This is a genomic window from Inquilinus limosus (genome assembly GCF_051487185.1).
Lineage (GTDB): Bacteria > Pseudomonadota > Alphaproteobacteria > DSM-16000 > Inquilinaceae > Inquilinus > Inquilinus limosus_F.
This window is the reverse complement of the sequence record NZ_JAHVDK010000037.1, coordinates 55,637-67,346: the sequence shown is the minus strand read 5'-3', so window position 1 is coordinate 67,346 and position 11,710 is coordinate 55,637. Positions and strand designations below refer to the sequence as shown.

General features: G+C 72.2%; 11 protein-coding genes. 6 read left to right on the top strand and 5 right to left on the bottom strand.

All coding sequences use genetic code 11. The features are described 5' to 3' along the window. A partial coding sequence (locus KXR53_RS31680) for a peptidoglycan-binding domain-containing protein (protein ID WP_437379606.1) occupies window positions 1-362 on the top strand: 362 nt, incomplete at its 5' end. A 62-nt stretch (window positions 363-424) separates the two neighbouring features. Further along, window positions 425-1,306 carry an SMP-30/gluconolactonase/LRE family protein gene (locus KXR53_RS31675; protein WP_437379605.1) on the top strand — a complete coding sequence of 294 codons (882 nt, stop codon included), beginning with the start codon at window positions 425-427 and terminating at the stop codon, window positions 1,304-1,306. Between the two features lie 6 nt (window positions 1,307-1,312). Here the strand turns inward: KXR53_RS31675 and KXR53_RS31670 are convergent, their stop codons facing one another. From KXR53_RS31670 to KXR53_RS31655, 4 genes are read right to left on the bottom strand one after another with little or no spacing between them, the layout of a single operon-like run. Then, on the bottom strand, window positions 1,313-2,599 hold the full coding sequence (locus KXR53_RS31670; protein WP_437379604.1) for an NAD(P)/FAD-dependent oxidoreductase: 1,287 nt from the start codon (window positions 2,597-2,599) through the stop codon (window positions 1,313-1,315). A gap of 14 nt (window positions 2,600-2,613) precedes the next feature. After that, complete coding sequence (locus tag KXR53_RS31665) at window positions 2,614-3,345, bottom strand: amino acid ABC transporter ATP-binding protein (RefSeq protein WP_437379603.1); 732 nt, start codon at window positions 3,343-3,345, stop codon at window positions 2,614-2,616. Then, entirely contained in the window at window positions 3,342-3,995 is a 654-nt protein-coding gene (locus KXR53_RS31660; RefSeq protein ID WP_437379602.1) for an amino acid ABC transporter permease, read from the bottom strand. The genes KXR53_RS31665 and KXR53_RS31660 overlap by 4 nt, the downstream gene beginning before the upstream one ends. Before the next feature lie 8 nt (window positions 3,996-4,003). Next, window positions 4,004-4,771: an ABC transporter substrate-binding protein gene (locus KXR53_RS31655; protein WP_437379601.1), complete on the bottom strand. Its 768-nt coding sequence runs from the start codon at window positions 4,769-4,771 to the stop codon at window positions 4,004-4,006. Window positions 4,772-4,916: 145 nt separating this feature from the next. Between KXR53_RS31655 and KXR53_RS31650 the strand changes: the two genes are divergently transcribed. Further along, window positions 4,917-5,480 carry a cupin domain-containing protein gene (locus tag KXR53_RS31650; RefSeq protein ID WP_437379600.1) on the top strand — a complete coding sequence of 188 codons (564 nt, stop codon included), beginning with the start codon at window positions 4,917-4,919 and terminating at the stop codon, window positions 5,478-5,480. A 195-nt stretch (window positions 5,481-5,675) separates the two neighbouring features. On the opposite strand, the gene KXR53_RS31645 is transcribed toward KXR53_RS31650, so the two are convergent. Then, complete coding sequence (locus tag KXR53_RS31645) at window positions 5,676-8,819, bottom strand: AsmA family protein (RefSeq protein ID WP_437379599.1); 3,144 nt, start codon at window positions 8,817-8,819, stop codon at window positions 5,676-5,678. Between the two features lie 136 nt (window positions 8,820-8,955). Between KXR53_RS31645 and KXR53_RS31640 the strand changes: the two genes are divergently transcribed. The 3 genes from KXR53_RS31640 to KXR53_RS31630 all read left to right on the top strand — a co-directional run bounded on the left by KXR53_RS31640 (window position 8,956) and on the right by KXR53_RS31630 (window position 11,500). Continuing rightward, window positions 8,956-9,159: a DUF4169 family protein gene (locus tag KXR53_RS31640; protein WP_437379598.1), complete on the top strand. Its 204-nt coding sequence runs from the start codon at window positions 8,956-8,958 to the stop codon at window positions 9,157-9,159. Further along, entirely contained in the window at window positions 9,160-10,284 is a 1,125-nt protein-coding gene (mltA, locus tag KXR53_RS31635) for a murein transglycosylase A (RefSeq protein WP_437379597.1), read from the top strand. Window positions 10,285-10,549: 265 nt separating this feature from the next. Continuing rightward, window positions 10,550-11,500, top strand: coding sequence for a DMT family transporter (locus tag KXR53_RS31630; RefSeq protein WP_437379596.1), 951 nt, complete (start codon window positions 10,550-10,552; stop codon window positions 11,498-11,500). Window positions 11,501-11,710: the final 210 nt, after the last annotated feature.

The window sequence follows — 11,710 nt, the reverse complement described above, 5'->3', positions numbered from 1 at the left end:
CCCCGGAGCGCTCGGCCACGGCCCCCGGCTCTCCGCCGCGGCGCGGCGCGGCCGAGCCGGCGGCGCAGCCGCAGCAGAGCGCCGCGGCCCCAGCCACGGCAGCTCCCGCGGCGCCGCCCGCCGCGCAAAGCCAGCCGGCCGGGAACGCCCAGATCAAGGAGATCCAGCAGCTGCTGACGATGATGAACTACGACGCCGGCCCGGTGGACGGTCAGCTCGGCAGCAAGACCCGCAACGCCATCGGCGCCTTCCAGCGCCGGCAGAAGCTGCCGGTCACCCGCCAGCCCTCGGCCGGGCTGTTGGAAGCACTGCGCAAAGCCGCCGGCGCCGAGACGCCGGACTGGACCCCGGGGCATTTCTGACCACAATCGCTCGCGGAGGCGCCGGGCGATTCGGCCCGGCGCGGCGGCGGGAAGGAACGGCGATGGGTCAGGACGCGGTCTGCATCTGGGCGGCCGAGGCGACGCTGGGCGAAGGGGCGCTGTGGCTGGCCGAGGAGCAGGCGCTCTACTGGGTCGACATCCTGCAGCCGCGGATCCTCCGCTACGACCCGGCGACCAAGGCGCAATCGGTGTGGCCGATGCCGGAGCCGATCGGCTTCATCGCGCCGCGCCGGCGCGGCGGGCTGGTGGCCGGGCTGCGCAGCGGCTTCCACCTGATCGACCTGCCCGAGGGCCGGGTCACGCCGATCGGCAACCCGGAGCCGGACCGGCCGGGCAACCGCTTCAACGACGGCAAGGTCGACCCGATGGGCCGGCTCTGGGCCGGAACCGTGGATTTCGACTGCACCGAGCCGACCGGCGCCTTCTACCGGCTGGACCCCGACCATCGCTGGCACCGCATGGATGACGGCTACATCGTCACCAATGGCCCCGCCTTCTCGCCCGACGGCCGCATCCTGTACGAGGCGGATTCGGAGCGGCGGGTGATCCATGCCTACGACCTGGACCTGGCCAGCGGCACCATCTCGAACCGCCGGCCCTTCGTCCTGTTCGCCGACGACGGCAGCGACGGCGTGCCGGACGGCATGACGGTCGACCGTGACGGCCATCTCTGGGTGGCGCATTGGGGCGGGTCGCGGGTCAGCCGCTTCCGCCCCGACGGCACGCTGGACCGCGCCATCGCCATTCCGGCGCCGCATGTGACCAGCTGCGCCTTCGGCGGCCCCGGCCTGACCACGCTCTACGTCACCACCGCTCGGGCCGGGATGTCGGAGGCGGCGCTGCGCCAGCACCCGCTGTCCGGCGGCCTGTTCGAGATCAAGGACGCCGGCCGCGGCCTGCCGGGCAGCCACTTCGCGGGGTAGAGGCCGTCACAACCCGCCGTCGTTCATCCGGTACCAGGTGACGATGGCGGAGACGTAGAGCCGGTGCAGGGCGTGCAGCGGCAGCGGCCGGATCGGCACGGGCGGCAGCGGCAGCGCCACGGCGTCACCTGTAGCGACGTATTCCGCCATCGCCCGGCCCATCGCCGTCTGCAGCCCAACGCCGCGGCCCTGGCAGCCGATATCGATCAGCAGGCCCGGCGCCGGCTCGTGCAGATGCGGCAGGTAGTCCCGCGTGACCGCCACGCGGCCGCACCAGCGATGCTCGATGGCGATGCCGGAGAGCTGCGGGAACAGCTTGCCGACGACGCGTTCGAGATGCGCCCAGTCGGACGCGCCCTTCGGCTCGCGGAACGGGCCACGGCCGCCCATCAGCAGACGGCCCTGATGGTCCAGCCGGAAATACAGCAGCAGCTTGCGGGTGTCGGAGCTGACCTGCCCCTCGGGCAGCACTGTCTCCCGCTCCCGGTCGGTCAGCGGCCGCGTCGCCACCTGGAAGGAGTTGGCGGCGATGATCGTCTGCTCCAGCCGCGGCCACAGCCCCTTCGAGTAGCCGTTGGTGCAGAGCAGGACGCGATCCGCCGTCACCGCGGCGCCGCCGGCTGTGCTGAGGCGCCAGCGCCCCTCCGCCCGGTCCAGGCCGGTGACCGGCGTGCCCGTGTGGATCGCGGCCCCGGCCTTCAGCGCCGCCCCAGCCAGGCCGCGGGCATAGGCGAGCGGCTGGATGCCGCCGCCCCTTTCGTCCAGCCAGCCGCCGAGATAGCGGTCGGTGCCGAGCAGGCGCGCGATCCCGGCCTTGTCCAGCGGCCGCACCGGCGCCCCGCGCTTCGCCCATTGCGCCGCCCGCGCCTCGGCCTCGGCCAGGCACTCCGGGGAATGGGCGCCCTGGATCCAGCCTTCGCGCCGGTACGGCACCTGCATGCCGTGACGCTCGATCAGATCGAAGACCAGATCGGCCGTGCCGCCGGCGAAATCGATCAGCCGACCGCCCCGCTCCGCCCCGAATAGGGCGACCAGAGCGTCCGGATCGTGCTTCAGCCCGGGGATCACCTGGCCGCCGTTGCGGCCGGAGCCGCCGAAGCCGATCTGTCGCGCCTCCAGCAGCACCGGCCGCACGCCGCGCTCGGCCAGATGCAGAGCCGCGGACAGCCCGGCATAGCCGCCGCCGATGATCGCGACATCCGCGGCCGTCGAATCCCCGAGCAGCGGCGTCTCAGGCGCCGGCGCCGCGGTGGCGGCCCAGAGCGAGGGTTCGAGCGGAAAGGGTTCGGCCACGTCTCGCCTCGATGTCAGAGCGGGTGGAGCACCCGGCGCAGGAAGTCCTGGGTGCGCGGATGGCTCGGTTGGGTGAGAACCGACTTGGCCGGCCCCTCCTCGACGATCACGCCGCCGTCGATGAACAACACCCGGTCGGCCACCTCGCGGGCGAAGCCCATCTCGTGGGTGACCACGACCATGGTCATGCCGTCCTCGGCCAGGCCGCGCATCACCGCCAGCACCTCGCCCACCAGCTCGGGGTCGAGGGCCGAGGTCGGCTCGTCGAACAGGATCGCCTGCGGCTGCATCGCCAACGCCCGGGCGATGGCGACGCGCTGCTGCTGCCCGCCGGACAGCTGCGCCGGCCGCGCCTCGGCCTTGTCGGCGAGGCCGACCCGGGCCAGCAGCGCGCGGCCACGCTCGACCGCCTCGGCCCGCGGCTCTCGCTTCACGAAGACCGGCCCCTCGATCACGTTCTCCAGCGCCGTGCGGTGCGGGAACAGGTTGAAGCGCTGGAACACCATCGAGACCTGGGTGCGGATCTCGACGATCGACCGCGCCGACCGGTCGACCCGCCGGCCCTCGACCAGGATCTCGCCGGCCTCATAGGTCTCGAGCCCGTTGATGCAGCGCAGGATGGTCGACTTGCCGGAGCCGGAAGGGCCGATGATGCAGACCACCTCGCCCTTGGCCACGCGGGCGTCGATGCCCTTCAGCACCTCGACCGCGCCGAACCGCTTGCGCACACCCTTGAGCTCGATCACGGCTTGCCCGCCTTCTTCTCGAAATGCCGGACCAGCAGGATCAGCGGGATGCTCATCGCCAGGTACATCAGCGCCACCAGGGTGAAGACGCTGGTGTTCTTGAACGAGGCCGAGGCGATCAGCTTGCCCTGCAGCGCCAGCTCCGCGACCGTGATGGTCGAGGCCTGCGAGGAATCCTTCAGCAGCATGATCATGATGTTGCCGTAGGGCGGCAGCACGATGCGCACCGCCTGCGGCAGGATCACCCGGCGCATGGTCAGCCCCCAGCCCATGCCGATCGACTGCGCCGCCTCGATCTGGCCGCGGTCGATCGCCTGGATGCCGGCGCGGAAATTCTCCGCCTGATAGGCCGAATAGGCGACGCCGAGGCCGATGATCGCGGCCTGCAGCGCGGTCAGCGACAGGCCGAGATCCGGCATCACGAAGTACAGGTAGAACAGCTGGACGATGATCGGGATGCCGCGGATCACGTTGACCGCGGTGGCGCTGAGCCCCGACAGCACGCCGATGCCGGAGACCCGCAGGACGGCCCAGACCAGGCCCAGCAGGGTCGACAGTACCAGCGCGCCGAAGGTGACGAGGAGGGTCAGCCCGACGCCGTGCAGCAGGATCGGCAGGAACTCGACCGCGTCTCGCAGGAAACTCTGCATCGCCGGGCTCAGGAGGCGCCCTGCGGCTTCACACCCCATTTGCCGAGGATCCGGTCGATGGTGCCGTCGGCCTTGAGCTTGGCCAGCGCCGCGTCGACCCGGTCGCGCAGCGCCTGGTCGCCTTTACGCAGGCCGATGCCGACCGAGCCGACCACCTGCGGCTTGTAGCTCTCGACCAGCCGGACGCCGGGGATGGCCCCGTCCTTCAGGTTGTAGGCCAGGATCGGATAGTCGGCGAATCCGGCGGCCAGCCGCCCGGCATTCACGTCGCGCAGGATGTCGGGGATGGTGTCGTAGGCCTTGACCTCCGCGAACAGGCCGCTCTGCTGCAGCGCGTCGACGAAGGCGGTGCCGACCTGCGCCCCGACCGTCAGGCCCTTGAGATCAGCCAGCGCGACATAGTCCTTGGCGTCGTCCTTGGGGACGATCAGCCCTTCGCCATAGGTGTAGATCGGGGCGGAGAAGTCGATCACCTCCTGCCGCTTCGGGGTGATGAACATCGCCGCCGCGATCAGGTCGATCTTGCCCGAGGTCAGCGAGGCGATCAGCGTCGAGAACGCCATCGGCTCGATCTGCACCTCGAAGCCGGCCTCCTTCCCGACCGCGCCGACCAGGTCGACCATGATGCCCTGGATGGTGTTCGACTGGGTGTCGAGGAAGGTGAAGGGCACGCCGGTTGGGGTCGACCCGACCTTCAGCACCTCCGCCGCCGCCGGTGTCGCCGCCGCGACCACCAGCATGGCCGCCGCAGCCTGGATGATCCTCCCGATCCGCATCGCCCTGCCCCCTGTCCTGGAATGAACCGGCTTCCGTGAGGGCCGTTCGGCCGCCCGCATGCCGGAGTGGTTTCATCTATATGAAATCGGCATACTCGGGCGCGTTTGGCAAGCGATTTTCACCTATATGAAACCGGACCACCGCATGAGCATCGACCTGACCGTGGGCGCCCGCATCCGCGCGCTGCGCCATGCCCGGGGCCTGTCGCTGGAGACGGTCGCCGCCCGGTCCGGCCTGTCGATCGGCTTCATCAGCCAGGTCGAGCGTGGGCTGTCCTCGCCCTCGCTCAAGGTGCTGACCACGATCGGAGACGTGCTGGGCGTCGGGCTGGCCGGGCTGTTCGGCCCGGCGCCGGCGGAGGGCGCCGACCCGGTGGTGATGCGCCGGGCGGAACGGCCGGGGCTGAACCTGTGGCGGTCCGGCATCACCAAGCAGCTGCTCAGCCCCGCCGGCGATGGTCGGCTGAGCCTGTTCCTGGTGATCATGGAGCCCGGGGCCAGCACGGGCGACGAGTTCTACACCCATGCCGGCGAGGAGGCGGGCACGGTGCTGGAGGGCGAGATGACGCTGACCGTGGATGCGGAAAGCTGGACGCTCCAGGCCGGCGACGGCTTCCGCTTCGCCAGCCGCCGGCCGCACCGCTTCGCCAACCCCTCGGCCGATGCCCAGGCCGTGGTGCTGTGGGTCAACTGCGTGATCGGGGGATAAAGACAGGCTTGCTCGGCGGCAAGGCCGGCCCCCTCACCCTCCCGCCGCCTTCGGCGTCGGGCCCCTCCCTCTCCCCGAGGAGAGGGGAAACGGAGCCGAGCCCGCATCACCTCTCCTTGGGGAGAGGTCGAAATCGCGCCAGCGATTTCGGGTGAGGGGGCGGCGCAGACCTCTCCGCCACGCTAAAGATCCCGATCAGGGTTCCGGCGCCGGCTCCGGCGTCGGTTCCGTTGGCCGGGTCGCGGCCCGGGCGGCGGCCCAGTCCTCCAGCGCCCGGGTCTCCAGCCGCCGCACCGGGGCCGAGGGGGTGCCGTCGAAGCGCAGGCCCACCGCCGGCACGTCGGGATGAGCGCGGAAGCCGACATCGACACCGAGGTCGAGCCGCCAGCGCGGCAGGTCGAGGGTGAAGCCGCCGGTCCCCACCGCCGTGTCGGTGGCGAGGCGCAGATCGGTCGACGACACCACGCCGCCGGCGATGGTGAAGGTGGCGTTGATCGCCGGGACCGCCGTGCTGCCGCTGGCGAAGGCAGCGCGCAACCCTTCCAGAAAGGCGCCCGGCAACCCGGGATCGGCCAGCAGCCGCTCGGCGGCGGCCAGATCGATGCCGGACAGCGAGGCGTCGCGCACCGCCACCAGGCCCTTGCCGCCCAGCCCGTAGACCAGGCCGGCGACGCTGTTGCCGGCCGAGCCGACGTCGAGGCCGAGGTCGAGCCGGCCGGTGAGGCCCTGCGGCCCGGCCGTCTGGCGCAGGACCGCGGCGAGATCGGCATCGACCAGATCGGCATGGGCGGTCCAGCGCGGCGCCTCCGCCCAGTCGATCCGGCCGTTGACGCCGAGCCGCCCGCCGGCGAGACCGGCCGAGAGGCGGTCCAGCGCCAGCCCGCCCTGGTCGAGCCGGACGCGCAGCTCCGGCTGGTCCAGCGTCCAACCGGCGAGCGAGATCGCCGCCGCGTCGAGGACGAAGGTGCCGTCGATGCGGGCGAGGCCGCGGAGATCGAAGGGCCGCGCCGACCATGGACCCAGCGCATCGCCGGACGGGCGGGCCCCGGCGAGCAGCCGGTCGAGCGCTAGGGCCGTGGTGCGCAGCGACACGGTGAGCCGCGGCCGCGCCGCGCCGGTGTCGAGCTCGACCGTCCCGCCCAGCGAGACCGGGCCGGCCGTGCCTTGCAGATTGTCGAGGCGCAGCCGCCCGCCGGCCCAGTCGGCATCGGCGTAAAGGTCGACGCCGCCGAGCCCGGGCGCCGCGACGCCGCCCTCGCCGACACGCTGCAGCAGACCCGGCAGGTCGGGATGGGTGGCGCGCAGGCTGACCGCGACATGCGGCGCGGTCGCCGCGTCGGCGATGCTGCCGCCCAGCTCCACAGTGCCGCCCAGCGCGTCGATCGAGCCGTCGACCGACAGCGCCGCCGGGTCGCCGCGCAGCCGCAGCGATGCCTTGACCGGCCCCGCCGGCGGCATCGGCACCGCCTCATGGAGACCAAGCGCGCGGAGAAGCGCCGGCGGGTCCCGGGCATCGAGCGTGGTCTGCAGGTCGAGATCGCCGAGGGTGGCCAGCTGGCCGATCCCGCCGGTCACGCTCAGCCCGGCCCCACCCGGCCCCTCGATACGGCCGCTGTGGACGGTCAGGGCGCCCTGAGCCAGCGTCGTCTCCAGCTGCAGGCCGCTGAAGGCGGCGCCGTCGACCTGGGCGGAGTCGACCGTGGCGTCGAGATTGACGTCGAGGCCGGCGAGCGCGGCCAGCAGGCGGCCCCGCAGCTCGGCATCCGACCACAGCAGGCGGGAGAGCGGCGGCGCGTCGGCCGGCCGGTAGGCGTCGACATCGAGCCGGCTCAGCCTCAGCCGGGCGCCGATGCCGGGCCGGTCGCCGCCGACATAGGTCAGGGCGCCGGTCAGCCGGTTGCCATCGAGATCGGCGTCGAGGCCGGCGACCCTCAGATTGGCGATGTCGCCCGAAAGGGTGGCGGCGACCCGGCCGCGGCGCAGCGCCGTCGACGGAATCGGGCCAGGATCGATGCCGGCCCAGTCGAGCGCACCGCGCAGGTCCTCGGCCGCGATCTGCACCGACAACTGGTCCGCCGCCGGCCGGTCACCGTCGAGACGGACGGCGCCGGAGACCGCGGCCGACGCGCCGCCCGGCAGGCCGAAGGCGAGGCGGGTCAGGCCGATCCGTGCCGGGTCGAGCGTCGCCTGCAGCCGCAGGTCGCGCAGCAGCCCGTCGCGCACGGCGAGGGCCGCGACCGACAGGTCGACCGTGCCGGCGACCGGCAGGCCGACCTTGCGCGACAGCGCCACTGCCAGGCGCCCGGCCAGCGTCGCCGGATCGGCGTCGCCGACCCAGTCGGCCAGGGCCAGCCGGTTGAAGCCGAGCGTCGCCTCGACCCGCGGCACCGCGGCGAAGGTGACGGCCACGCCGCCGGCGGCGCGCATGTCGCCGAGATCGGCGGTCAGGTTGGTCAGCTCGACCCGCTCGGCCCCCGACGGGTCCGCCGCCACCTGCACCGTGCCGCGCAGGGCGAAGACGCCGGGCCGGGACGGGGAGTCGGGCAGCTTGACGCCGATCCGCGCCAGGCTGGCGTCGAGATCCTTGCCGACCACCGAGAGGTCGCCCTGCAGGCCGCCATCGGGCCGCAGCAGGCCGCCCAACCGGGCCTCGGCGGCGTCGAGCCCGACCGTCGCCGTCACCGGCAGGGCGCCGAGCGGCGAGCGCGGCTGCACCGCCAGGTCGAGCCGCACCGGCACGCCGGCGACCAGACCGGTGCCGGTGATCGCGACCGGCCCACCCTGCCCGGGCGCGGTCAGCCTGAGATCCGCCGCCTGGATGGTGAGCTGGCGGCCGGCGCGGCGGTCGAGCCACAGGATCGACCCCTGGCGCATCGCGGCGCGGACGGCGACGAGCCGGCGGCCGATGCCCTCGCCCAGCCCGTCCCAGGACCGCCGGCCGTCCGGCAACGTCTCCAGCGCCACGCTCGGCTGGTCGAAGGTGACGCCCTGGACCTCGATCCGGCCCAGCAGCAGCGGCAGCAGCGCGACCCGGAGGTCGACGCCGTTCGCGGCCAGGAGGTCCGGCACGGTCGCGCCCGGCACGCTGGCGACACGGACGTCGCCGGCCGACAGCCGCGGCATCGGCAGCATCTGCAACGAGACCGGCCCGTCGATGGTCACCGCCCGGCCGGTCAGGGCGCCGATCTCCTCGGCGATCCGGCCGCGATAGGGTGTCCAGTCGATCTGCCCCGGCACCACCAGCACCGCGGCGATCAGCAGGGCGAGGACGAGGAGGAGACCGAAGGCGAGTTTCTTCAAGGCGCTGCAGGCGTCGTCGGGGTTGCGACTCCGGCGCATGATCGGAAATTGCCCGCGGGAATCACAATACAAATCAGGATTGAGACAGAACTCCGGGACCACCATACGACAGTGGTCTTATCCGGTGCCGTCATTTCGGATAGTGTCGTCAGCACGGAGGGAGCGAGGCGGAGCGATGGGCGAGGTGATCAATCTGCGGCAGGCGCGCAAGGCCAGGGCCCGCGCCGAGAAGGAGGCGAAGGCGCAGCAGAACCGCGTCCGCTTCGGCCGCACGGGGGCGGAGAAGCGGCGCGATGCCGACGCGGCGGAGCGCGACGCGCGCCAGCACGAGGGCCACCGCATCGAAGAGGACGAGGATCCGGACGGAGGCGCTGCGTAGATGCGCTCCGTTTCGCGTGTCGCGGCCCTGATCGCAGTGTTGGGGCTGATCCTGGCCGGCTGCGCCGGCCCCACCCGGCCGCCCAAGGGCGGCGGCACCGGCGGCGTCGCCACCGATTTTCGGCACCTGCCGGGCTGGCAGGAGGACGACGTGGCCGCGGCCCTGCCGGCGCTGTGGAACACCTGCAGCATCTACCTGACCAAGCCGCCGGGCACCCGGCTGAACTACAACGGCATCGACGGGCCGGTCGAGGATTGGCAGCCGATCTGCGACGCCGCCCACCGCCTGACCGCGCAGGACGAGGCCCAGGCCCGCCGCTTCTTCGAGACCTGGTTCACCCCGGTCGCCCTGACCGGCTTCGATGGCGGCCAGTACGGCCGCTTCACCGGCTATTTCGCGCCCGAGCTGAACGGCAGCCGGGTGCGCGGCGGCGCCTTCCAGACGCCGCTCTACCGCACCCCGTCGCGCGCGGCGGACCGCGGCCGCAGCCGGGCCGAGATCGCCCGCGGCGTCCTGGACGGCCGCGGCTACGAGATCGTCTGGGTCGACGACCCGATCGACGCCTTCTTCCTGGAGATCCAGGGCTCCGGCAAGGTCCGGCTGACCGACGGCAGCGTCATCGGGCTGAAGTTCGACGGCCAGAACGGCCGGCGCTACAAGGCGGTCGGCCGGGTGCTGGTCGATGCCGGCATCGCCACGCTGGACGAGATGTCGATGGGCTACATCCGCAACTGGATGCTGGCCAATCCCGACCGGGCGCAGTGGCTGATGAACCAGAACCCGAGCTACGTCTATTTCCGCGAGAAGCCGGCGGAGGACGTGATCGGGGCGCATGACGTGCCGCTGACGCCGGGCCGCAGCCTGGCGGTCGACAAGGACTACATCTCGCTCGGCACGCCGGTCTGGCTCGACATCGAGGACGACCCGACGGTGCCGAACCGGACGCTGCGCCGGCTGGTGCTGGCCCAGGACATCGGCGGCGCCATCCGCGGCCCGATCCGCGGCGACCTGTACTGGGGCGAGGGGCACGAGGCCGGCGCCCTGTCCAGCGCCATGAACGCCGAGGGCCGGGCCTATATGCTGGTGCCGCGCGCCACCCTCGGCCTGACGACGCCGGGGTCTTAGGCGCGGTCCTCTCTCCTCGTCATTGCGAGGAGGCGAAGCCGACGAAGCAATCCAGGGCCTGTGCAAGCTGCCCTGGATTGCTTCGCTTCGCTCGCAATGACGGCAATCAATTGCCCGACGCGCAAGCCATAACGGCAAAACTTAGGCAACCAGTCCTGCACGAATCGAAGGCAGGCGATGCGCGGCGCGCAATGGCGCGGCCGATTCGGCGGCCGTAATGTGACGGTCGCGGCCTCAAGGCCGCCCTACGCCGGCCGCCGCCCCCATGACGCTCACGCTCGCCCAGCCCCGCGCCTCCGTCGCCGCGGGCATTGGTTTCGCCTGTCTCGGCTTCGCCCTCTACACCTGCATGGACACCGCGGTGAAATGGGTCTCCGCGGGCTTTCCGCTGCACCAGGTGATCTTCTTCAATTCCGTCTTCGGGCTGCTGCCGATGCTGGCCTATGCCCAGCTCACCGGCGGCTTCGGCCAGCTGCGCACCCGGCGGCCCTGGCTGCACGGGGCCCGGTCGGCGATGGGGCTGGCGGGGTCCTTCGCCTGCTTCCACGCCTATGCCGAGATGCCGATCGCCGACGTCTACGCCGTGCTGTTCTGCGCGCCTCTGCTGATCACCGCGCTGTCGGTGCCGATCCTCGGTGAATCCGTCGGCTGGCGGCGCTGGACCGCGGTCGGCGTCGGCTTCATCGGCGTCATGGTGATGCTGCGGCCGGGCGCGGGCATGGCCAACCCGGCGGTGCTGGGGGCGCTGTTCTCCGCCGTGGTCAACGCGCTGGGCTTCCTCTTGCTGCGCCGCTTCATCGCCAGCGAGAACCGCATTTCCTTCGGCTTCTACGCCAACGCGACCACCGCGGTCGTCACCGGGCTGATGATCCTGGCCTTCGGCGGGGTGATGCCGGCGCTGAACGACCTGCTGGCGATCGCGATCGGCGGCGTGCTGGGCGGCACCGCCTATCTCTTCGTCACCAACGCCTACCGCCAGGCTCCGGCGGCAGTGGTTGCGCCGTTCCAGTACACCCAGATGATCTGGGGCGTCGTCTCCGGGTACCTGCTGTGGCGGGACGTGCCGGACCCGACCATGCTGGTCGGCTGCGCCATCGTCGTCGCCAGCGGCCTCTACATCCTGCACCGCGAGACGGTGCGCCGGGCGCCGGTGGCCCAGGACGCCACCCCGGCCGCCGCCGTGGCCTCGGTCCCCTCGCCGATCAAGACCAGCTAGCGGGCTTGGCGGCGCGACCGGAATCCGCCATGCTGGCATTGCCATGACGACCAACTGCGCAGTTTCGGGACGACTTAGCACTCCGGCTTTCTGAGCCGGCCGGACCTTTGCGTCCGGCGTTCGTCCTCCTCTGCTGCGATCCCATCCCATGACCACCGACATCCAGGCCGCGCCGCGGCCCGTCCCCAGCCATCCCCGACTTCCCGGCGG